Source organism: Lysinibacillus telephonicus, from assembly GCF_039654155.1.
Taxonomy (GTDB): Bacteria; Bacillota; Bacilli; order Bacillales_A; family Planococcaceae; genus Ureibacillus; species Ureibacillus telephonicus.
In genome coordinates this window covers 4,450,969-4,474,790 of record NZ_CP155468.1, presented here as the reverse complement: position 1 = coordinate 4,474,790, position 23,822 = coordinate 4,450,969, and the positions used below count along the sequence as shown (strand labels likewise).

Sequence of the window (23,822 nt, the reverse complement as noted above, 5' to 3'; positions counted from 1 at the left end):
ACTTGTTTTTAATATGTGTAATATTAAGCAATTCAAAAGAAGGGAATTTATGTGAAGAGATTTTTATGTATTAATTAAGTGATTTTAAAAGGCTCTATAATATTTGTTGGGGTTTGAAAAAATTCATAAATAAAAAAGCACGTAATCACCGATTTCTATATACTTGAATTGTCTAGAAACAAGCAATGAAAGGTGATACGTGCAAATGAATTTTAACATGAATATTCCAGGATTAAAAGGTGTAACTGTTCATAAGGTGGAGGAGATGGGGGAACGTATTGTTCTACACGTTTCCATACCAAAAAAAGAACATCAATGTCCGGCATGCAAGAATATAACATCAAAAGTCCATGATTATCGAATTCAAAAAATTAATCATTTAAAATGGTTTGAACGATTAACCGTCCTTTTTTATAAACGTCGTCGTTATGTATGCCAATGTGGGAAACGTTTTTCAGAAAAATCCCCTTTCGTGGATAAATATCAACGTTTCTCGAAAGAATGGAATCAAGTTGTACGAATCCGTTCAATAAAGGCAAAAACATTTAAAGAAGCAGCTGAAGTACTTGGTACATCAAGCTCAACAGTGATTCGTCGCTTTAAAGAAGTAGTAAAGGAACAATTAAATGAAGGGGTTCATTTACCAAAATGTATCGCGATTGATGAATATAAAGCAGATACCGATGCGGGAACTTATCAATTAATTATTGCCAATGCGGAAACACATGAACCAATTGATATTTTACCAAATCGTAGAAAAGAAACCATTAAGGATTACTTGATGAAATACGGTGCAGATGTAGAAATTGTGGTTATGGACATGAATCCAAGCTTTAAAGCAGCAGTTAGGAAGGCGTTAAATCGCCCGATTATTATTGCGGATCGCTTTCATTATTGTCGTTATATTTACTGGGCACTAGATGAAGTACGTCGAAATGTTCAAAAAGAATGGCATGCATATGATCGAAAGAAATGTAAGAAAATGCGTCATGTACTATATAAACGATTTGATAAGTTAACAGAAACGAATCGTTGGTACTTAAATCGTTACATAGGAATGTCGAAGGAACTAAAGCAAGCCTATGAATTAAAAGAAGCTTACTGCGAATGGTTTGATTGGGCAAAAACTTCAAATGATTTGATAGAAATAAAAAAAAGATTAGAAGCCTTTTACCGAAAGGTAGAAGAAGCAAATATTCCGGCATTTTTAAAGGCTATTCAAACGCTAAAAAATTGGCAAGTTGAAATTTTAAATAGTTTAAGTTTTGGATATTCAAATGGTTTTTTAGAAGGAATTAATAATAAATCAAAAGTTTTGAAGCGCAATGCTTATGGTTTTAGAAGCTATGAACACTTTAAAGCGAAAATTTTATTAAATAATTTATATAAGAAAATTGGGGTTCATTTAGGATAATCGGGGTGCCGTGTAATATCACTTCACCCCAACATTTGACATAGAACCTTTTAAAAAGATAAAAGGAACCGCCCGAAAAGTCATTTTGGGACGGTTCCTTTATGCGCGAGGTCGTGGCATACTAGCTTGACCACTATAGGAATTCTTTTAAAAACATATAATAACGAATTAGAAAGCTGTTCAAAAATTTTGCTTTCTAGGCATATTCTTATTGGTTATTTAAAGTACTATGTTTTTTGCCATAGATAAAATAAACTACAAGTCCGACAATAAACCAAATACCGCACGCGATCCAAGTTTGCATTGATAGTTGGCTAATTAAAAATAAACATGCGATAAATGAAAGAATCGGCAATACTGGGAAGAAGGGTACTTTAAAACCGCCTGAAGGGATGTTTTTATTTTTTCTTAAGTAAACAACTCCCAATGAAACGATTGTAAAGGCAATTAATGTTCCCATATTTACTAATTCTGCAAGTCTATCTAAAGGAATGAATCCTGCACAGAAAGAAACTGCAAATGCAAAAATCCATGTATTAATAGTCGGAGTTTGATATTTCGGGCTGAGCTTAGTCATTAATTTTGGTAGTAAGCCATCGCGGCCAAGTGCAAAGAGTAATCTTGACCCCCCATAAATCATAACAAGAATAACTGTCATCATTCCTGTTACAGCACCTAATGATATAATTCCTGCAATCCAATCCTGTTGGACAAGCTGTAATACATAGCTGACAGGGTTATTTACATTTAACTGTGTATATGGTGCAGCCCCAGTCATAACAAGAGAAACAGAAATATAAAGGAAAGAACAAACTAATAGTGAACCAATAATACCTATAGGTAAATTGCGTTGTGGGTTTTTTACTTCTTCTGCTGCTGATGAAACTGCATCAAAGCCAAGGTAGGCAAAGAACACAAGAGCAGCCCCATTTATAATGCCTTCCATACCAAATGGCATAAATGGCTGCCAGTTTTCAGGCTTTACATAAAATGCGCCTACAATGATAAATAACAAAATGACGCCGACTTTTACAAAAACCATAATTTTATTAATCTTTGCTGACTCTTGTATTCCAAATGATAATAAAAAGGAAATAATCATGATAATGAAGATAGCAGGTAAATTAATATATGTTCCTTCTGCTGGATTAAAAGGACCAGACAGCGCGGCTGGGATTGTAATATTAAAACCTTCCAATAATGATACTAAATAAGAAGACCAACCTGTAGCAACTGAAGCGGCTGCGAGACCATATTCTAAAACTAAAGCCCAACCGACAAACCAGGCTATAATTTCACCAAATACAATATAGCCGTATGTATAGGCGCTGCCTGTTACAGGAACTGATGAAGAAAATTCTGAATAACACATCCCTGCAAGAGCGCAAACAAGGGCGGCAATTAAAAATGAAAATATAATAGCAGGGCCAGAATGACTTGCTGCTACAGTGCCAGGAAGTATAAATATTCCTGTCCCAACAATTGCACCTACACCAAGTAAAATTAAATCAAATGCTCCTAGCGTTTTATTAAGTTGTACGCCGCTATTATTTAATAAATCATCTACACGTTTTTTTCTAAAAAGATTCGACAAATTCAACACCTATTCTAATTTAATTATGAAAAAATACTACTATGAAGAGTGTGTGTAGGTCAATTGATTATTAGACTTTTTGACGAAAATTAGCGAAAAAATAGTTATTTTCTAACAATAGCGAATTGTTAAAATATTATAATTTTGATAATTGCCAACATGATTCTTTGAGGTTGAAAAAAGAGTATAGGCAAAGTCATTTTGACTTTATCTATACCCTGAAATAGAAGATCTAAAATTTTTAGAGAGTGGTTTAAACTATTTCATGCTTCTAGGAAAAAGAGTCTTGTGTATTTTTTATTTATTATTATCGTCCTTGATAAATATGAATCAAATCATTATTTTGACCTCTTGCAAATACATCTGTACGATTAGGTCCCCAAGAGACTGCAGCAGGAGCACTTGTTAAATTTCCACCAATTGACTCCCAGCTATCCCATCTTGAACCATTCCAAGTTCGTTTAAATAAGCGATTTCCCGCACCTCTTACAAAGACATCTAAATGGTTTGGACGGCGCGAAGAAACAGTAGGAGCACTCGTTAAAGTTCCGCCAAGGCTTTCCCAATCGCTCCATTGATTGCCGCTCCACCATTTATGAATTAAATCATTGTTTTGACCTCTAGCAAAAACATCGATGCGATTAGGCCCCCAAGAGACTGCAGCAGGTGCGGAGTTTAAATTGCCGCCAAGGTCTTCCCAATCTTCCCAACGTGAACCATTCCATGTCTTTTTATAAAGTCGATTGTTTGTTCCTCTTACAAATACATCGAGCTGATTTGAACGACGTGAAGAAGCAGCAGGACCACTTGTTAAAGTACCGCCAAGGTTTTCCCAATCGCTCCAGCGGCTGCCGTCCCACCATTTATGATAAAGTGCATTATCAGTACCTCTAACAAATACATCAATTCGATTAGGTCCCCAAGATACTGCACCAGGTGGGGATGTTAATACACCGCCAAGGTTTTCCCAGCTGCTCCAACGGCTGCCGTCCCACCAGATGTGGTAAAGTGCATTGTCTGTACCTCTAGCAAAGACATCTAAACGATTAGGCTGCCAGGAGCTGACTGCAGGAGCGCCTACAATTGTCCCACCAAGGCTTTCCCAACTTGACCAGCCTTGACCAGGGCCAGGGCTTGGCTGTCTGCCTCTAATTATATTAATAGCGATTTCAATTACACTAGTTAACACACGGTCAACTACATTAAGAGGAAGGTTCATTGATCGTATTAAAGTGTTAAACCACGGTGTTTCTCTTTGGAATTGACTATAGATTTGACTTGCAGGCATATTTATATTTGCTTGATTTCTTGTAAAGTTAACAATATAGAAAAAGAATGTTTCGATTAATTGACGGTTCATTCCTGCTTGTTCTAATTGTGTATAAAGGTTGCTATTTTGTGAGCGAATTGTCTGCATAATTTCTTGTACACTTGGTCTTCTAGTTTGTTGGGGGGGTTGCTGTACAAACTGCGGATATTGTTGTGGGTAATAACTCGCTGGAACATATTGCACATAATAATAGGGATATCCATTATTCATATACATTTTGTTTAAAAATCCTCCGTTTTTGTCTAGTGTATGCATCTCCTTTGAAAGTGGGAATAACGATTAAAAGATTTAATAATGAAACCAGCAAAGGATGGAGGATTAGTTAACGTTGCTCGTTTATAAATTAAACTACTGTTCTTCTTTTTTATTAAAAAACAAAGAGCGCTTCGGCCTCTCTAAAGGGGTAATGTTAATAATAAAGTAGCTGACAATTAAAATTAAAATCACTAATGAATAGATTAATGTATCAGTCGGGTGTTCATGATCGACAATTATAAGCCGTATCATTGCAGTAATACCGATATATAAAAAATAGCGTAGTGGAAAATGATAATCTTCTTTAAAATATTTAACAATCATCGTAATAAACTCGAAATATAAAAAGAAGATAAGGATATTCGCGAGGAAAAGTTTAAAGTCCCTTTTTCCAGCAGAAACAATTATCTTAATGAAATCAATAATTTCAATAATGAGAAGAAACGACATAATTAAAGCCAAAACAATAAGACAAAAGTTTAAAAACCATTGTAATACTTTTGGAATTATTTTTAATGAAATCTTCCATTCTACTTTTTCCATATCGATTCTTCCTCCATTCATAATATTTTTTAAGTAAGAAAACTAGTTTTAAAGTATTTTAGTGTATGAAGGATTTTATAAAATAATGATACACTTCCACTAATTAGAAGGAAAAATGCTAAAAGTTAGAAGATTTTGTTGCTGGACGATTTTTTTGTGGTATTAAGAGGGGGCAATTTGAAAACAAGAATGCTTTAATATTGTTAATATTAATCGGAGCATGGCAACAATGGTTGAACTTTTGGTTTGAAGAAAAGGAGTTATATATGAAAGATTTTATGACGGATACAAATTTAAAGTATTATTATTTATCTACATTTTTTATAATTGTCGCAATAGCATTAGGATTATTTGTATTAAACCCTCGAGTTTGTAATTTGGAAATTGGATTTTTGCTTCACCTTCTATTTGCTATCCTACAATCCGTATGTCTATTGCTATATCCAAAATTCAGGACGAGTAGCATTAGATTGATCTTCGTTATTGTATCTGCCCTTTTCTTCTATTTACTTTTCTTTTTGTATCCAGAAACAGGGTCTACAATTATTTTATTATGCTTCATACCGGCAATTTCTATTTTATTTTTTGATGCAAAGCTTTTCTATTTCTCAATAATATTAAATAGTTTTTTAGCAACTATTACATTCTCAATTGTTAAGCTTAGTGATAATGGAGATTTATATTCATATATTGGACATGATTTAATAGGAAACATAATAAACTTTTTAGGAAGCCAACTAGTTTTATTTTTAATTTTCTATGCTACCTCGGAGAGAATAAAAAGACTTCAATTATATTACGAAAGTATGAAACATTCAGAACGGTTAAAAACTACTGGATTATTAGCGGCAGCTGTAGCACACGAAATTCGTAATCCTTTAACCGTTGTAAAAGGGTATTTACAATTATACGAACAAAATAATGCTATTGATGATAAAGGTAAGAAAAACTTTTCGATAATGATCAAAGAATTAGACTCAGCAGAACAAGTTATTTCACAGTTATTATCTTTATCAAAACCATCCAAGGAGAATACAACAGAAAAATTAGATGTTAAGCTTGTTATACATAGTGTGACGGATTTGCTCCAATCATATGGGCTATCACACAGAAATTATATTGAAGTTTTTGCGGAAGAAGATTGTTATATTGAAATAAATAAAATTGAATTCAATCAGTTATTAGTAAACATCATTAAAAATGCAATTGAAGCCTCTGCTTGTGGAGATTCAATAACTGTCACGGCCGGTAAAAAGGAAGGTTTTGTCGAAATAACCATAACTGATAAGGGACAAGGAATGTCTGCGGAGGAACTGGAATTGCTCGGTACACCTTTCTATTCTTTAAAAAGCAAGGGAACTGGACTTGGTATTATGATTTGTAATAATATAGTTTCTAATTATAATGGAGAAATGACCTTTAACAGCTCAAAAGGGAAAGGAACGACTGTTACAATTTACTTCCCTTTAGCAAAATAAATTCTATAGAAGCAGCAATGAAATTTATGGGGTGTTATATATGGCTAGCGCGATTGTTGAAAAATTAAAATTACAAAAATATAATAATGTAGCACTTTTAAATGTACCAACAAACTCTAATTATTTTAGCGAATTAAAAGATTATGAAACAGAATTAGGTACAAATACATTTGATTTAATTTTTGCATTTGTCTTAGATATGGATTCATTAAAAAAAATAGTGAAATTAATTATAGAAAAAAACTATCTTGATAATAAAGGGTATTTATATTTGGCTTATCCGAAAAAAGATAATAAAGTTTATTCAACTTATATTCATCGCGACGATTTATTGTCTGGATTAGGTGCAGATGAGGAAGGCTATGTCCTAAATAGTAATATTAAATTTTCACGCATGGTTGCATTGGATGATATATTTACAGTTGTCGGCTTAAAAGAGGATTCTAAAGCGAAAAAAGGTACGTCTACAAAGGCAAGCCAATGTGTGGATGATTATATTGACTTAATACCGCAAATTGAAAAAGACTTAGAAGATGCCCCGGAATTATTAGCATTTTACCAATCATTGACCCCTGGATATAAAAAAGATTGGGCCCGTTATGTTTACAGTGCAAAGCAAGAAGCTACAAAAGCAAAACGCCGCGATGAAATGAAACAGATTTTAGGTGAAGGCTATAAAAGCCGAGATTTATATAGACTAAAAAAATAATATTTGGTATAGGATCTCCTTGAAAGTAAAACTTCCCAGGTTGTCGGAAATTAAACTAAAAAATTTAAAATATTAAATTGAAAATATAGAGTCGTAAAAAGAACAAATTGATCCTGATAAATGTAGAGAGTAAAAAATAAAGCTCTCTACTTTTTATATTTTAAAATAACTTCTAGTATAAACTGCATATAAATCATAAGAAAGAAAAAATTAAACAGTTATTATTTTATTATTTAAATTTGAAATAAATTGGAAATTGTAATAAAATCATCAATTTTGTATTAAGATTATTATAAATTTATATAAAACTCTAAATTTACTAAAAAATCACACTAGACTAAATAAAAAGAATGTTTTACAATCATAAAGTCAAATCATTATAGATTTCAGAATGACTGTATAATTCAGAATATTTAGATTACCTATTGATGTAATGTGATCTATTTATTATAATTATCAGAAATATCTATATCTTACGAATCATCAATGTGGGGGGAAAAAAGTATGACAGAAAAGAAAAGTTTAAAGAGATTTGCATCTATTTTTCTAGCATCATCTTTAATTGTCGGTGCATTAGCTGCCTGCAGTTCCAGTGAAGAAGGGACTTCTACAAACAGTGGAAGCTCAACTGGTGGTGGTGAAAACAGTGAAGTAATTAAAATCGGTGGAAACCTAGAACTTTCTGGTGCGGTTGCTTCTTACGGCTCATCAATTAAACAAGGAGCAGAGCTTGCAATTGAAGAAATTAATGCAGCGGGTGGTATTGATGGAAAACAAGTTGAGTTTGTTCCAGTTGATAATAAATCCGAAAACTCAGAAGCTACAAATGCAGCTATTAAACTAGCAACACAAGATAAAGTAACAGCAATGATTGCTCCAGCAACTTCTGGTAACGTAATTGCAACAGCTCAAATCGCAAACCAATACAAAATTCCAACTGTTACAGCTTCGGGTACGGCACCTAACGTAACAGAAAACGCAGATGGAACAATCAATGATTTTGTATTCCGTACATGCTTCATTGACCCATTCCAAGGGATTGTAGCAGCAAACTTTGCAACAAATGAACTTGGGGCAAAAAATGTTGCAATTTACGCGGACAACTCTTCAGACTATGCAAAAGGCTTAGCTGCATCATTTAAACAGCAAATTGAAGAAAATGGTGGCACTGTAGTAGCAGAAGAAGCATATGTTGCTAAAGATACAGATTTCAAATCAACATTAACTCGTCTAAAATCAGCAAATCCAGAGTTTATCTTTATTCCTGGATACTATGAAGAAGTAGGGTTAATTGTTAAACAAGCACGTGAATTAGGAATTGAAGCACCACTTATGGGGGCTGATGGTTGGGACTCTCCAACTCTAGTAGAACTTGCAGGTGCTGAAGCTCTTAACAATACATTTATTACAAACCACTATTCAGCTCAAGATCCAGATGAAACAATTCAAGGTTTTGTAACAGCATTTGAATCAAAATATAGCGAGTCGCCAAACGCATTCCATGCTCTTGGATATGACACTGTTTACTTTATTAAAGATGCTATCGAACGTGCTGGATCAACAGATGGCGAAGCAATTCAAAAAGCTTTAGCTGAAACAAAAGATTTAAGTTTAATTACAGGTACATTCTCAGTTGACGAAAAACACAACCCAGTTAAATCAGCAACAGTTCTAGAATATGTAGACGGCAATCAACAGTTCAACTCTAAAGTTAATCCGTAAATACGAGAACCTCGTATTTAAATAGAACAAGGGGGGCGTGCCGAGCCTCCCTTTTTTACAGTCTTAATGTTTCAATTTTCACACAATAGATAATTGGTTATGTGTACATAGATTCAAAGATTAAGAGATATTAAATAAAAAAGGAGTGTGAATGTATGGAATGGTTACAACAGCTGGTAAATGGTATATCACTTGGTAGTATTTACGCCTTAATTGCATTGGGATATACAATGGTATACGGAATCATCAAGTTAATTAACTTTGCCCACGGCGACGTATTTATGCTTGGTGCCTTTATTGGCTTCTATGCAATTGCAAGATGGGATTTAGGCTTTTTCCCAGCGTTAATTATTTCGATGTTACTTTGTGCGATTATAGGGGTTATTATTGAACGTGTTGCCTATAAACGTTTACGAAATGCAACTCGTATTGCGGCTTTAATTACTGCAATTGGAGTTTCGCTATTAATCGAATATACAGTAATCTTCTTCCGTGGAGCTTCACCAGAAGCATATCCAGAAGTATTGCCAAATACATCAATTTCAATTTTGGGTGCAAGTATTAGCTCACAATCGATTATGATTCTAGCGGTAACAATTGTTTTAATGATTCTACTACAATTTATCGTTCATAAAACGAAAATTGGGAAAGCAATGCGTGCGGTATCACATGATGCGGATGCAGCGCGTTTAATGGGAATTAACGTCGATAATACAATTTCAGCAACTTTTGCAATTGGTTCGGCATTAGCTGGTGCTGCAGGTGTTATTTTCGGTGTATACTACACGAGAATTGAGCCTTTAATGGGAGTGCTGCCAGGGTTAAAAGCCTTCGTTGCAGCGGTTCTTGGTGGAATCGGAAGCATCCCTGGAGCAATGGTTGGTGGTTTAGTACTAGGTGTAGTGGAAACAATCGTAAGTGCATTAGGCTATTCGTTATGGCGTGATGCGGCAGCATTCGTTATTCTAATTTTAATTCTAATTTTGAAACCATCGGGTATATTCGGTAAAAACGCCCGTGAGAAAGTGTAGGTGACTGGTATATGAAAAAGTCTAAAGCCTTTTGGGGATTCCTTGTTTTAGCACTAGTAATCTATGCAGTCGTACAGGGCATGATCTCAGGCGGAATACTAGATCTTTATTATCAAAATATATTAATCCAAATGTGTATTAACATTATGCTTGCTGTAAGTTTACACATTGTTATTGGGGTCACAGGACAATTTTCTATTGGTCATGCAGGATTTATGGCTGTAGGGGCTTACATTAGTGCAATAGCAACAATGAAGCTGGGATTGTCATTGCCAGTAGCAATTATTATGGGTGCTGTAATATCTGCGTTAGCAGGGCTACTAGTAGGTATCCCATCATTGCGACTTAAAGGAGATTACTTAGCGATTGCAACATTAGGATTTGCTGAGATTATCCGAATTATTTTCTTAAACGTTGATTATGTTGGTGGAGCTGCTGGTATGGTCGTTACTAATATGACGACTTGGACATATGCTTTTGTTGGTGTAGTAATTACAATTTTGGTGATTGCTAACTTTACCAACTCTCGTCACGGTCGAGGATGTATTTCAATTCGTGAAGATGAGATTGCATCAGATGCAATGGGAATCAATACAACATATTACAAAGTTGTAGCCTTTACGATTGGTTCATTCTTTGCAGGAGTTGCAGGAGCTATTTATGCACATAACTTCTTCATTATTCAACCGACAACATTCAACTTCTTAAAGTCATTTGATATTTTAATTTACGTTGTATTAGGTGGGTTAGGAAGTCTTTCAGGTGCTACAATTGCAGCGATCTTCTTAACAATAGTTTCTGCATATTTAGCAAACTTCCCAGAAACACGTATGATTATTTATTCTTTAGTATTAATTATTGTTATGTTGTATCGTCCAACAGGATTAATGGGAACAAAAGAAATTACTTCTTTATTCAAGTTTGGTAAAAAAGGAGGTTCTAAAGTATGAGTAACCTTCTTTTAACAGCAGAGAAAGTCGGCATTCAATTTGGAGGCTTAAAAGCGGTACAAAATGTAAATATGTATTTAAATAAAGGTGAATTAATTGGGTTAATCGGGCCAAATGGTGCTGGGAAGACGACAACCTTCAACATGTTAACAGGAGTATATCAACCAACTGAAGGTACGATTACTTTTGATGGGAAAAAGCTAAATGGACTTAAACCATTCCAAGTAACGAAACTGGGTATTAGCCGTACGTTCCAAAACATTCGTTTATTTAAAGATTTATCAGTACTTGATAACGTAAAAGTTGCAAACCATAATCTGGCGAAACATTCGCTGCTTGCTTCCATTTTACGTTTACCAAGCCACTTTGCAGGGGAAGCGAAGATGGAAAAGGAGTCTATTGAGTTTTTAAAAATCTTTGGTTTGGATGTTTATAAAGACGAGTTGGCTAAAAATTTACCTTATGGGATGCAGCGTCGTTTAGAAATTGCTCGTGCACTTGCGGCTAATCCAAAACTTCTTTTACTTGATGAACCCGCTGCAGGGATGAACCCTCAAGAAACGCATGATCTAATGGAATTGATAGCATTTATTCGAAAAGAATTTGATTTAACGATTCTATTAATCGAGCATGACATGCACCTCGTTATGGGGATTTGTGAGCGAATTTATGTACTTGATCATGGTCAACTAATTGCGGACGGAACACCTGAAGAAATTAGAAATAATCCAAAAGTAATTGAGGCTTACCTTGGTGAGGAGGTTATTGATTAATGCTAAAAGTAAACAACATTGATGTATTTTATGGAAATATTCACGCATTGAAAGATATCTCCTTAGAAGTAAATGAAGGTGAGATTGTTACACTTATAGGGGCGAATGGTGCAGGGAAATCGACGCTTTTAAAAACATTATCAGGTCTTTTAAAACCAAAGAACGGCAATATTTTATACTTAACACAACAAATTGCTGGTAAACCTGCGCAGACTATTGTGAAAAGTGGTATTTCACATGTACCAGAAGGCCGCCGTGTATTTTCAAATATGTCGGTAGAAGAAAATCTGGAATTAGGCGCATATTTACGCAATGATCGTGATGGTATAAAAAAGGATATAGACTATGTGTATGAATTGTTCCCAATTTTAGATGAACGACGCAAACAGCTATCAGGGACCTTATCCGGTGGGGAACAGCAAATGTTAGCTATGGGACGCGCACTAATGGCAAAGCCGAAACTGTTATTAATGGATGAGCCATCAATGGGATTGGCGCCACTTGTCGTAAAAAAGATTTTTGAAATTATTAAAACAGTAAACAGCCAAGGGACAACTGTTTTACTTGTAGAACAAAATGCGAACATGGCACTTTCAATTGCAGACCGTGCTTATGTTTTAGAAACAGGTAAAATTGTGTTGTCAGGTACGGCGAAAGAACTTCAAGAAAGTGAACAAGTTAAAGCGGCTTATCTTGGAGGGTTGTAAAATCAATTACGGCTTGGTGAAGTTGTGCCTGTCGCTGACGCTTTCTGTACAGAATGAAAAAAAGTGGGAAGAGCTTTAACGCCTCCCACTTTTTTTATTTTTGTTTGTAATTTAGTTGTTTAAATAGTTCTGTTTTTTCTTTTTCAGTTAAGTCACGCCATTGTCCAACCTTAAGATTTCCCAGGTGGATATTCATTATGCGGATTCGCTGCAAACGTTTGACTGAATAGCCAAGGGCGGAACACATGCGGCGAATTTGCCGATTTAAGCCTTGTTCTAAAATAATTTTAAATACATGTGACGAAATTTTTTCTACATAACATGGATTCGTTTTAGTATCTAAAATTTCAACTCCAGATGCCATTTGCTTTAAAAATTTATCAGTAATGGGCTTGTCTACTTGTACGACATATTCTTTTTCATGCTGATTTTCTGCACGTAATATCTCATTAACAATATCCCCATCATTGGTTAGAAGCAGCAAGCCCTCAGAATCCTTGTCAAGACGACCGATATGGAAAATTCGTTTTGAATGCCCGACAAAATCAACAACATTTCCCTTTATATGTTTTTCAGTTGTACTTGTGATTCCAACTGGCTTGTTTAAGGCAATATAGACAAGGTCCTCTTCTTTTTTTACAGGCTTGCCGTCAACGCAAACAGTATCTCCTTCGTTTACTTGACTTCCAACTGTAGCAAGTTCGCCGTTTATGGTGATCCTTCCTTCTTCAACCCATTTATCTGCTCCACGGCGAGAGACAATTCCAGTTTCACTTAAAAATTTATTGATACGCATAAATTCTCCTAATAAGTTTAGAATATCACCAGTATACAATAGAAAAAAACTTTTGACCTTACTAGTGTTGTCGTAAGTAGAAATCGTCATTCATTAATTTTGAATGGCGTTGATAAAATCGTCCAATGTCATTTTAGCTTGAACTGGTACACGTGGGACATAAAATCGTGGGCTATCAATTGTTGCCTTTCCTCCCTTATTTAGAAAAGCAAGGGACACGCCGCTTTGTAAAAGGATTGCCTCATATTTACTAATATACTTTCCATATGGATAAGAAAAATAGCTTGGCTCTAAAGACGAATCAACAGTTTTAATTACATTTTTTGAATTGACAAAGTCCTCTAAAAATTCTTCTGGAGATGCATCTTGCAATATAGAACGTCCTGTTTTGCTATTAAACTCATGAAATGCATATGTATGATATTCAAGATCAAAGACATCTAATATGTTTCGTAGTTCATTAAAACCTGCAAACTGGAAGGAATTCATATTAAAAGTTTGTATTTCTTCTTTAACTCGGTTCCCAATAACAAAAGTAGTAGCGTGCATGTTATTTTCCTTTAAAATTGGATATACAAGCTTCTCCACAGATAAATTTGCATCATCAAAGGTAAGTGCAACTGCTTTGCCAGGAAGAGCATGTTTCTTTTGCATCCACAAATCTAAATCCTTTAAAGAAATAGTAAAGTAATTATTTTCTTTTAAATATTTTACTTGTTCTTTAAATAAATCAATGTCGTAAACGGATGTACTATCTTTGAAAATAGAATTCTCCTGATCAACTACTAAGTGATGATAAATTAAAATAGGAATTCCGTTGTCCACTTGGACGTCCCATTTATGAACATACCCTTTCTGCCCTCCGATATTGATTTCGTAAAAATTACCATTTAATCCGTTTGTACTAATACGCATATCTTTTACAAGCTGTGCTATTTCTTTAGAATGTCTAGTCGGTTCGGAATAGATGCTGGCATTTTTAATGGAAATAACTTCAACTTGGCTTGTAGCGGTGTTTTTTATAAGATCTCCATCAACAATGGTTGTGTATTGCTTTGGAATGATTATGTTGCCATTTCCTATTTGAATTCCCCAGTACTTATCATCAATTGATGTTGCGTAATATTGGTTTCCTTTTAAAAGTTTTATGTAATTAATTTGTTCTTCGCTAAGTAATTTTATTTGACCTGTTACATCATGTGTAATTTCTATCTTTGAATCTACCATTTCATTTGCAGAAGATGGACTATGAGTAAAAGCAAAGAAGAACAGCAACACATAGGTTATGAATATTTTAAAGCGCAATGGATAGACCTCCCTGAAATTTGCTACAAATATTATTTTACAATTTCTTCTAAGAAAAGTAACCATATTATTAATAGAATGAAAAATAGTAAGGACTTTTCGAATAATCTATCATTTCAAATAATAAGATAATATAAATACCTTTTATAAATTTGGTTTCGCGAAAAAAGGTATTAATTTATAAATTTAAAGGGGAGAATTTTCAATGGTTTATGCATTTCCAAACACAGAAGGAGCAATTGTAAACTTCAAAGAACGCTATGACAACTACATTGGGGGCAAGTGGACACCACCTGTAAAAGGACAATATTTTGAAAATGTAACGCCTGTTACAGGTAAAGTGTTTACACAAGTTGCACGTTCAACAGAGGAAGATATTGAACTTGCTCTTGATGCAGCACATGCAGCAAAAGATGCTTGGGGAAAAACATCTGTTAATGAGAGAGCAAATATTTTAAACAAAATTGCTGATCGTATTGAAGAAAACCTAGAGGTATTAGCTGTTGCAGAGACTTGGGAAAATGGAAAAGCAGTTCGCGAAACATTGAATGCCGATCTACCATTGGCGATAGATCATTTCCGCTACTTTGCAGGTGCAATTCGTGCACAAGAAGGCGGCATCAGCCAAATCGATGAAGATACAGTGGCATATCATTTCCATGAACCAATTGGTGTTGTTGGTCAAATTATCCCTTGGAATTTCCCGATTTTAATGGCTGTTTGGAAGCTAGCACCAGCGCTAGCAGCAGGAAACTGTGTTGTACTAAAGCCAGCTGAACAAACACCAGCTTCTATTTTAGTGCTAATGGAGTTAATTGAAGATTTATTGCCGCCAGGTGTTGTGAACATTGTCAACGGATTTGGTTTAGAGGCGGGTAAGCCACTTGCTTCAAATCCTCGGATCGGCAAAATTGCATTTACTGGTGAAACAACAACTGGCCGCTTAATCATGCAATATGCATCTCAAAATATTATTCCAGTAACATTAGAGTTAGGCGGTAAGTCACCAAACATTTTCTTTGAAGATATTATGGAAGAAGACGATGCATTTTTAGATAAAGCAGTAGAAGGATTCGTATTATTTGCCCTTAACCAAGGAGAAGTATGTACTTGTCCTTCTCGTGCATTAATCCAAGAATCTATTTACGATAAATTTATGGAAAGAGTTTTACAACGTGTAGAAGCGATTAAAACTGGAAACCCGTTAGATCCGAATACAATGATGGGTGCCCAAGCATCAAATGAGCAAATGGAGAAAATTCTATCTTATTTAGATATCGGTAAACAAGAAGGCGCAGAGGTGTTAACTGGCGGCGAGCGCAACGAGCTAGGTGGAGAATTTGCAGCCGGTTATTACATCAAGCCAACAGTATTTAAAGGTAATAATAAAATGCGAATCTTCCAAGAGGAGATTTTTGGTCCAGTTGTTGCAGTAACAACTTTTAAAACAAAGGAAGAAGCACTTGAAATCGCTAATGATACACTTTACGGCTTAGGTGCGGGCGTTTGGACACGCGATATGAATACAGCTTATCGTTTTGGCCGTGCGATTCAAGCTGGTCGTGTATGGACGAATTGTTACCATGCATACCCTGCACATGCAGCGTTCGGTGGATACAAAATGTCCGGTGTAGGCCGTGAAAACCATAAAATGATGCTTGAGCATTACCAACAAACTAAAAATTTACTAGTTAGCTATAGTCCAAATAAGCTTGGCTTCTTCTAATTTTATGCAATTACGCCAAGGCGAAATTGATTGGGTAAGGGGGCGCTGCTTGTGGTAAAGCGAGTGGTTGCGACAGATGACGCACTTGCACTTATTGATAAGCTAAAGGAAAAACATGGTCCGATTATTTTCCATCAATCTGGTGGCTGTTGTGATGGATCATCACCAATGTGCTATCCAGAAGGCGATTTAATCATTGGAAATGCAGACGTCCTGTTAGGTGAAATTGGAGGCGCAAAGTTTTATATGCATAAAAGTCAATTCGACTATTGGAAACATACTCAGCTCATTATTGATGTAGTAGATGGTCGCGGTGGTATGTTTTCGTTGGAAGGTGTAGAAGGAAAACGTTTTTTAACAAGATCGCGAGCGTTTACTTCAGAAGAGTTGGCTCAATTAAAATAGAAGAATTAGTGAACTCCCCTTGCTAGAGATATCTGGCAGGGGGTTTTTAATTTCCAAACTTTGGAACTGGAATTTGTTAGAATGTAAATTAATGATAGAAAACAAATACATATAAAGGAGGAGTGACATTTTTGTTAATAGGTTTAATGCAATTTTTAGGAATATTTTATTATTGGACGTGGTTTATTTGGCCATTTGTATTTGTTCTTACATTCGTATATGCGATTGCATCCTTAGTAAAGGATGAGAAAGCATCAATGAAACCAGCAATAGCTGCCTCTATTTCGCTTTTAATAATTCTGGCAGGAATTACGACAACTTAAAAAAGAGGGAAAAAGATTATAGTATATAGAAGCAGTTTAATAGAAATAAGTAAAGAAGGGGGCTGGGACATAAGTGGATTTTTTGTAAGAATTCTCTTTTTCCATTAATAAGAATATGATATTTTTTAAAATTGATTGGAGTGAAGGGAACGAGTGCATCTGTCGCTACGCTTTCGATGCAGAGCAATGTTTTTCTGTACCGAAAGCGAAGCGTCAGGTACAAAGCTTCCTGCGGGAATAGCCCGTGACTCGAGACCCAGCAGGAGTGTAGCGACGAGGAGGTTCTGGGCCAGCCCTGGATGCGCGTCCCCGGAACGGAAATCAATTTTCAACTTAGCAAAAAAACGTCATTTTTCTCATCAAGAAAAATGGCGTCTTTTAGTGTGCGCCCGGCATGCGTATGAACTATAGGGTGCAAGTCCCGAACCCCGAAGACAGAAGTAGAGGTTAGCTAAGAGCAAGGGTGTCCGTGGCGACGCGGAATCTGAAGGAAGCTGGAGGCAAAACACCGGTCCGAGGAACACGAATCTCATATAAGGCTAGGTATGATTGAATGAGTTTGCGCTACAAAACAAAGTTCCTTCTGTCGAAGGTCATATCAAGTAAATGAGGCGGATAGATGGTGTGAAAGTGCATGCGCTTACCCGGGGAGGTCTGACAGAAACGTGAAGTACCCTTCATAACCTACTTGGAGACAAGTAGCTGAACTGTCAGAAGTCAGCAGAGGTCATAGTACGAGTAGGTCTAGAATTACTCGGAAGGACTGAACAATTGAGAGAGATTAGCCCTTGGCTTTCCATCTAGAATGAATAAGCACAGAAAACAGAGAAACCTCACGCTTAGAAAGTAGTGGTGAATCCCACGAGGGTATTTGCGGAGGGTGGAGTTCAGATGGGCATAAGAAGATAAGCTAATCACGGAAAGGAACGAAATGGTGATGTTGGATCAAATTCTCGAACGGCAAAACATGATACAAGCGCTAAAGCGAGTTGAAGCGAATAAAGGAAGCCATGGAGTAGATATGATGCCCGTACAAACCTTACGACAGCACATTCTCGAAAATTGGGAAAGCATTAAATCGCAGATTTTGAATGGAACCTATGAACCGCAACCAGTACGTCGAGTCGAAATCCCGAAACCAGATGGTGGTGTGCGTTTACTAGGTATCCCAACCGTGACAGACCGTTTGATTCAACAAGCTATCTCGCAGATTTTATCGAAGGAATATGACAAAACATTTTCGGACCAGAGTTATGGATTCCGTCCAAACAGGAGCGCCCATGACGCCGTTCGGAAAGCAAAGGGTTATATAAAGGAAGGTTATCGATGGGTGATTGATATGGATTTAGAGAAATTCTTCGATAAGGTCAATCATGACCGACTAATGGCAACATTAGCGAAACGAATTTCAGATAAACCTTTATTAAAACTTATTCGTAAATACCTCCAAGCCGGTGTCATGATAAATGGAGTGGTTTCAAGTACAGAAGAAGGAACACCACAAGGTGGACCTTTAAGTCCTTTACTTTCAAACATAGTTCTAGATGAACTCGATAAAGAGTTGGAGGAACGTGGACATAAATTCGTTCGATACGCAGATGATTGTAATATTTATGTGAAAACAGAACGTGCGGGACTAAGAGTAATGGCGAGTGTACAAAGATTTATCGAAGGAAAACTTCGTTTAAAAGTAAACGAAAAGAAATCAGCAGTAGACCGTCCTTGGAATCGGAAGTTCTTAGGTTTTAGTTTCACGAATCATAAAGAACCAAAGGTTCGTCTTGCGAAAACAAGTTTAGTTCGAATGAAGAAGAAAATACGAGAGATTACCTCAAGAAAGATGCCATACTCCATGGAATACAGAATCGAGAAGTTAAACCAATATCTAATGGGGTGGTGTGGTTATTTTGCATTAGCAGATACGAGTTCCATATTCAAATCACTAGATAGCTGGATTAAAAGAAGATTAAGGATGTGTCTATGGAAGAATTGGAAGAAACCTCAAACAAGAGTCAGAAATCTTACTCGGTTGAAAGTTCCTTATGGAAAAGCATACGAGTGGGGAAACACCCGAAAAGGGTACTGGCGCATTTCTAAAAGCCCCATATTACACAGAACCCTCGGCAATTCCTATTGGGAAAGCCAAGGGCTGAAAAGTCTGAAAGTTCGTTACGAAACTTTGCGTTATTCATCTTAATTGAACCGCCGTATACGGAACCGTACGTACGGTGGTGTGAGAGGTCGGGAGTTAATCACTCCCTCCTACTCGATTTTGTCCCAGCTTTTTTTATTTTTAAAAAATTATAAATTTAAAAAAATAATAATACTCAACAACTTTTTCCTATATGCTATACGTCTATATTATGAAAACTCAGTTAGCTAACGGGAAAAAACAAGGAGAGGTGTTATGTGTTAAAGTGGAAGCTTAATCAGGACAAAATGATAGCAGAGTATGTTATGCAAAACAAAGAGAATTTTTATCGCCTAGCATATAGCTATGTTCAGAATCCAGATGATGCACTTGATATCGTGCAGGATTCAATTCAAAAAGCAATTACATCTGAACAATTAAAAGATCAAAAAGCAATTAAAAGTTGGTTTTATAAAATAATTGTCAATACATCATTAGATTTTCTCCGTCGCAAAAAGAAAATAACGGTTGTAGATGATACAACAATTCAACTGCATATGAAGGGGCGAGAAGATCATTATAAGGATATTGATTTACATCAAGCATTAAATGAGTTGCTTCCTGAATATCGAATTGTCATTGTACTTAGGTATTTTGAGGATTTAAAGATTGAGGAAGTGGCGGAGATTTTAGACTTAAATATTAACACTGTCAAAACTCGAATATATAAAGCTTTAAAAATTCTAAGGGTACAGATGGAAGAGTTTAATACTGAGGGGGAACGACATAATGGATAACAATAAAATGGAACAACTAAAAAAGAAATATAAAGATATTCCCATACCGTTACAATTAGATGGAGTTGTAGAACAAGCGTTGCGAAAAAAAAATAATAAAAGACCTTTAGCTTTATGGGGAGCTGGGGTTGCAGCCGCGGCTGTAATTTTTACTACAAGTTTAAACATAAGCCCGGCATTAGCTAAATCGTTATCGGATGTACCAGTTGTAGGAGATCTCGTTGAGGTGCTAACGTTTAAAGAATATCACGTTAGTGAAGGGAACTATGAGGTTGATATTCAAGTGCCGAAAGTCGATAACATGGAAAATACATCATTGCAGGAAAGCTTAAACAATAAGTATTTAGAGGAAAGTCAGCAACTCTATGAAAAATTTATGAGTGAGATGGGTGCTCAAAAAGCGTTTGGCGAGGATGGACATCTTAAAATAGAGAGTGGTTACGAAATTAAAACCGAAACAAATCAAATTTTATCAATTGGCCGCTATGTCGAAGAAACAATGGCTTCTTCTGCGACAACAATACACTACGATACGATTGATAAACAAAACCAATTACTCATAACATTGCCGAGTCTATTTAAAGATAATAGTTATATAGAAGTAATTAGTGAAAATATAAAACAACAGATGCGTCAACAAATGGAGGAAGATGAATCAAAAGTTTATTGGATTGAGCCATCTGACCCGGACGCATTCACAACGATTAAAGAAAATCAAAACTTTTACATTAATGCTGACAATCAATTAGTCATCTCGTTTAATGAATATGAAGTAGCACCAGGTTATATGGGAGCGGTGGAGTTTATTATTCCAACAGAAGAGCTCCAAGGTGTTCTTGTAAGCAACGAGTATTTAAAGTAAGAAGTAATTTAGAGAGCATTTCTCCATAGTGGGAAGTGCTCCTTTATTTTTGGAATTATATGGTATAATGGGGTGAATTAAATTTAGGAAAATTTGACATTAATTGAGACAGGTAATTGGTTTAGTATTATATCGAAATTATTAATAGTATCTTGCCTTTATTTTACCCTAACATTCTTTCAGTACTTAAAGGAAGGCGATGAACGGCTTATAAAGCAATCTAAAGCAGCAGCTGTCGTTTGTCTAGGGTAGCTTTATTAATTCCGGGAATATATTTTATGTTGTTTATAAGATGATGAATTAAATAAATAAATTTCTTTAATACTACTTTTAAAGTAGGGGGATTTAATGAGGTGGAATGTCCTATACTTAACTTTATTATTTTCAATGATTTTAATAGTGGGATGTTCAAATAATGAAGTGCTAGAAAATTCTACTGACCTTAAAGATGAGAATTATAGTGTCAGAAAAATTGCTTGGGATTTCTTACATAAAAAAGGTTGGAATGACACAGCGAATAAAGACTGGGAAACTGCGGTAGTAACTACGATCATTGTTGATAATTATGTTGAATTGCTGGATCAGAATTATGAAGGGAAAGAAGTGCTGGCAGTTTCTTTTAAAGACAAAGAGAATACTGTAGTCGGCACCCCCATCATTCTTGTTGATATTGATTCAAATAAGGTAGTCGGTTATATACCCAGCGAATAAGGAAAATATAGTGCTAAAAAAGATGTGCTTTTAATTAAATAACTCAGCCTACCCTATCAATTGAACAATGCTTCTACTTGATAGGGTATTTTACTTTATACTCGCTAAAGCCCCCTTCAAGTCTAATTTAATCTTGTTTCCTGTATTGATTTATAGCACAGGTTGTTATGAAACTTATTTCCATCCTACTCGTAGAAAATAATAGGAGTGGTTGCATGAACGATGAACAGTTTATAAAAATATTTCAAGAAAATTATAATCGTGTCTATAACTATATCGGCGGGGGAGACCAGCAGCTCATCATGTCGTTGGCTTGTAAGTATACACTTGCCAAAAAACAATTTAGCGGCGTAATTTTGCAAAAAGTTATTGAGCATTTTGGAGAAGAAGCAAAACTTCCATTTTCAATACAAAATTTTTCAACCATTAGCTATAAAATAGCAGCTCAATTAATACAGGAACAGGACATAAAGCTTGCGGTTTCAAACCTCATTGAAAATGACCGTATTTTAAAAGAAGTAAAATTTAAGAATTCGTCATTACGTATAATTGGAGCGCTGTTTTTACGAGAAAACAAACAGGAACATGCAAAAAGAGCAAAGCAATTATTTGATGCAATGAACCGAAATCAGCGTATTTTAACTTCAAAAGAAGATATTCCATATGTTGTTGTTTTAACTGCCAGTAACGAGGCCCAGCCTCTAAAACAAGCTGAAACAATTGTTTGCTATTATAATGCCTTAAGAAAACAGCGTTTTATTATAGGGAATCATCTCCAAGCATTAGCTCAAATCATGACTATTTATAGCAGCAGCTATAATGAAATTTTAATGCAATATGTGGTTCAGCTTAAGGAGGAATTAATAAAGCGAAACATTAAAGTGAAAAAAGTTCACTATCCATTTTTAGGTTTCTTGGCTTTGACAGCAACTGATAATTCTAAGGTTGATGAAATCGTTGCTTTATATAATCAACTAACAGAGCAAAAGATTTTTAAAAATGCAAAAGAATTTGCACTTATTATCGCTATTCAAAAAACAGTTCAGGATTTAATTGAAGTTCAGGAAATGATTGATATCACATTTCTTTCCCATTTAACAGACTTGCTTGATTTAGCGGATTTTATTTTGGAAATCGGTTCATTTATACCGGGTGGAATTTTAGATGTCGTTGATATTTTTAAATGATTCAAACTTCAAACTAAATGAAGGTAGCGTGAACAGCATGGAAAACAAAGCGTATATAGAGTTATTAAATAAAAATTACGAAAAGCTTGTAAATTACTTAAGCTGGACGATAGATAAACGTATTATGTTAATGCTCGCAAGCCATTATAGTGCGGAAGGAAAGACATTTTCATTTGGCTCGTTTGAAGCAGTCATTGAAGAAATTAAACGCCAAACAAGCTGGCTATCAACATTGCGTTCAAGCTCAAACCTTCTTTATAGTGTTGCCATGTTGCTAGATGGGAAAGAAGAGCCACATCAAGCGGTAAAAAATTTAATTGAAAGTGAAGAAATTCTTAAGCAAGCAAAGTTTAAGCGTTCTGCATATAGTTATATTTCAGCCATTTTTTTGACTAAACATTCTGAACAAAAACAAGCTCATGCTCATAAAGCTAGAAAACTATATGATGCAATAAGAAAACATCATCCGTTCTTAACTTCCCATGAAGATATGCCTTATTCTGTTTTATTGTCTAATAATGATGAGGACCCTGAACTCCGAGCTCAAACGATGAATCGTTATTATACAGAATTACGAAAAAATAACTTTGCTTTAGGGAATCATTCACAATGGCTATCCCAAGTTTTAACTTTAAATAGTTCGGTTTATGTGGAGCAGCTTGTTCCTTATGTAGTGCAAATTCGAAATGAGTTAGTTCAAAGAAAAGTTAATTTAAAAAAAGAGCATTATCCTTTAATAGGTTTTTTAGCTGTTGCTGGGGCAAAAACAGAGAATATAAATCAAATTGTTGCTCTTTATGAAGAGCTAACAAAGGTAAAGTTATTTCGATGGTATAAAAGTATAGCGTTTAGTATTGCTTTACAAAAGGTGCTTCACGATCTTGCGAATTTAAGTGATTCCCTTGATATGAGCATCATTACAAATTTAGAAATGCTTATACAGGCTGAGCAAGCAATAACGGCTACTACTACCATAGCGGTAGTCGCAGACTCAACTAGTACTTCCAGTGATTAGTAGGATATAGGCAGTTCGTAATGACTTCAAAATGAATAGTGATACAATAGGGGTATAG

The 23,822-nt window shown here is 35.4% G+C and carries 22 protein-coding genes; 17 read left to right on the top strand and 5 right to left on the bottom strand.

All coding sequences use genetic code 11. The features are described 5' to 3' along the window. Positions 1 to 199: 199 nt before the first annotated feature. Complete coding sequence (locus tag MKY04_RS21660) at positions 200 to 1,414, top strand: ISL3 family transposase (RefSeq protein WP_346234469.1); 1,215 nt, start codon at positions 200 to 202, stop codon at positions 1,412 to 1,414. A gap of 208 nt (positions 1,415 to 1,622) precedes the next feature. Here the strand turns inward: MKY04_RS21660 and MKY04_RS21655 are convergent, their stop codons facing one another. From MKY04_RS21655 to psiE, 3 genes are all read right to left on the bottom strand, one after another. After that, positions 1,623 to 3,008 (bottom strand): amino acid permease, encoded by a 1,386-nt coding sequence (locus MKY04_RS21655; RefSeq protein WP_126292373.1) that lies wholly within the window; start codon positions 3,006 to 3,008, stop codon positions 1,623 to 1,625. A 307-nt stretch (positions 3,009 to 3,315) separates the two neighbouring features. Next, entirely contained in the window at positions 3,316 to 4,554 is a 1,239-nt protein-coding gene (locus MKY04_RS21650; RefSeq protein ID WP_346235107.1) for a sialidase, read from the bottom strand. Between the two features lie 132 nt (positions 4,555 to 4,686). Next, the gene (gene psiE / locus MKY04_RS21645) at positions 4,687 to 5,136 is read right to left on the bottom strand and encodes a phosphate-starvation-inducible protein PsiE (protein WP_126292372.1); all 450 of its coding nucleotides are present in this window, start codon (positions 5,134 to 5,136) and stop codon (positions 4,687 to 4,689) included. 200 nt (positions 5,137 to 5,336) lie between these two features. On the opposite strand from psiE, the gene MKY04_RS21640 reads away from it, so the two are divergent. The 7 genes from MKY04_RS21640 (at position 5,337) to MKY04_RS21610 (ending at position 12,506) form a co-directional block, all read left to right on the top strand. After that, the gene (locus MKY04_RS21640) at positions 5,337 to 6,614 is read left to right on the top strand and encodes an ATP-binding protein (protein WP_246020118.1); all 1,278 of its coding nucleotides are present in this window, start codon (positions 5,337 to 5,339) and stop codon (positions 6,612 to 6,614) included. 40 nt (positions 6,615 to 6,654) lie between these two features. After that, positions 6,655 to 7,323 carry a YdeI/OmpD-associated family protein gene (locus tag MKY04_RS21635; protein WP_126292371.1) on the top strand — a complete coding sequence of 223 codons (669 nt, stop codon included), beginning with the start codon at positions 6,655 to 6,657 and terminating at the stop codon, positions 7,321 to 7,323. Between the two features lie 504 nt (positions 7,324 to 7,827). Then, complete coding sequence (locus MKY04_RS21630; protein WP_126292370.1) at positions 7,828 to 9,045, top strand: ABC transporter substrate-binding protein; 1,218 nt, start codon at positions 7,828 to 7,830, stop codon at positions 9,043 to 9,045. 155 nt (positions 9,046 to 9,200) lie between these two features. Continuing rightward, entirely contained in the window at positions 9,201 to 10,076 is an 876-nt protein-coding gene (locus MKY04_RS21625) for a branched-chain amino acid ABC transporter permease (protein WP_126292369.1), read from the top strand. An 11-nt stretch (positions 10,077 to 10,087) separates the two neighbouring features. Then, positions 10,088 to 11,026 (top strand): branched-chain amino acid ABC transporter permease, encoded by a 939-nt coding sequence (locus tag MKY04_RS21620; RefSeq protein ID WP_126292368.1) that lies wholly within the window; start codon positions 10,088 to 10,090, stop codon positions 11,024 to 11,026. Then, positions 11,023 to 11,799, top strand: coding sequence for an ABC transporter ATP-binding protein (locus MKY04_RS21615; RefSeq protein WP_126292367.1), 777 nt, complete (start codon positions 11,023 to 11,025; stop codon positions 11,797 to 11,799). The genes MKY04_RS21620 and MKY04_RS21615 overlap by 4 nt, the downstream gene beginning before the upstream one ends. Next, on the top strand, positions 11,799 to 12,506 hold the full coding sequence (locus tag MKY04_RS21610) for an ABC transporter ATP-binding protein (protein ID WP_126292366.1): 708 nt from the start codon (positions 11,799 to 11,801) through the stop codon (positions 12,504 to 12,506). Before MKY04_RS21615 ends, MKY04_RS21610 begins: the two co-directional genes overlap by 1 nt. 94 nt (positions 12,507 to 12,600) lie before the next feature. Here the strand turns inward: MKY04_RS21610 and rluF are convergent, their stop codons facing one another. Together rluF and MKY04_RS21600 are read right to left on the bottom strand one after the other, a co-directional pair. Then, a complete protein-coding gene (gene rluF, locus MKY04_RS21605; protein WP_126292365.1) occupies positions 12,601 to 13,302 on the bottom strand; it encodes a 23S rRNA pseudouridine(2604) synthase RluF in 702 nt (233 codons plus the stop codon). Positions 13,303 to 13,395: 93 nt separating this feature from the next. Beyond that, positions 13,396 to 14,607, bottom strand: coding sequence for a polysaccharide deacetylase family protein (locus MKY04_RS21600; protein ID WP_346235106.1), 1,212 nt, complete (start codon positions 14,605 to 14,607; stop codon positions 13,396 to 13,398). 205 nt (positions 14,608 to 14,812) lie between these two features. On the opposite strand from MKY04_RS21600, the gene adh reads away from it, so the two are divergent. From adh to MKY04_RS21555, 9 genes are all read left to right on the top strand, one after another. Next, entirely contained in the window at positions 14,813 to 16,333 is a 1,521-nt protein-coding gene (gene adh / locus MKY04_RS21595) for an aldehyde dehydrogenase (protein ID WP_126292363.1), read from the top strand. A 51-nt stretch (positions 16,334 to 16,384) separates the two neighbouring features. Beyond that, complete coding sequence (locus tag MKY04_RS21590; RefSeq protein WP_126292362.1) at positions 16,385 to 16,738, top strand: DUF779 domain-containing protein; 354 nt, start codon at positions 16,385 to 16,387, stop codon at positions 16,736 to 16,738. 131 nt (positions 16,739 to 16,869) lie between these two features. After that, on the top strand, positions 16,870 to 17,061 hold the full coding sequence (locus MKY04_RS21585) for a hypothetical protein (RefSeq protein WP_126292361.1): 192 nt from the start codon (positions 16,870 to 16,872) through the stop codon (positions 17,059 to 17,061). A 934-nt stretch (positions 17,062 to 17,995) separates the two neighbouring features. Beyond that, positions 17,996 to 19,258 carry a group II intron reverse transcriptase/maturase gene (gene ltrA, locus MKY04_RS21580; RefSeq protein ID WP_346235866.1) on the top strand — a complete coding sequence of 421 codons (1,263 nt, stop codon included), beginning with the start codon at positions 17,996 to 17,998 and terminating at the stop codon, positions 19,256 to 19,258. A 242-nt stretch (positions 19,259 to 19,500) separates the two neighbouring features. Next, positions 19,501 to 19,989, top strand: a complete 489-nt coding sequence (locus tag MKY04_RS21575) for a sigma-70 family RNA polymerase sigma factor (protein ID WP_126292384.1) — start codon at positions 19,501 to 19,503, stop codon at positions 19,987 to 19,989. Continuing rightward, the gene (locus MKY04_RS21570) at positions 19,982 to 20,851 is read left to right on the top strand and encodes a DUF3298 and DUF4163 domain-containing protein (protein ID WP_126292360.1); all 870 of its coding nucleotides are present in this window, start codon (positions 19,982 to 19,984) and stop codon (positions 20,849 to 20,851) included. Before MKY04_RS21575 ends, MKY04_RS21570 begins: the two co-directional genes overlap by 8 nt. 348 nt (positions 20,852 to 21,199) lie before the next feature. Beyond that, a complete protein-coding gene (locus MKY04_RS21565) occupies positions 21,200 to 21,562 on the top strand; it encodes a hypothetical protein (RefSeq protein ID WP_126292359.1) in 363 nt (120 codons plus the stop codon). Positions 21,563 to 21,777: 215 nt separating this feature from the next. Further along, a complete protein-coding gene (locus MKY04_RS21560; protein ID WP_185807596.1) occupies positions 21,778 to 22,749 on the top strand; it encodes a DUF4003 family protein in 972 nt (323 codons plus the stop codon). After that, a complete protein-coding gene (locus MKY04_RS21555) occupies positions 22,727 to 23,764 on the top strand; it encodes a DUF4003 family protein (RefSeq protein WP_346235105.1) in 1,038 nt (345 codons plus the stop codon). Before MKY04_RS21560 ends, MKY04_RS21555 begins: the two co-directional genes overlap by 23 nt. The last annotated feature ends 58 nt before the right edge of the window (positions 23,765 to 23,822 follow it).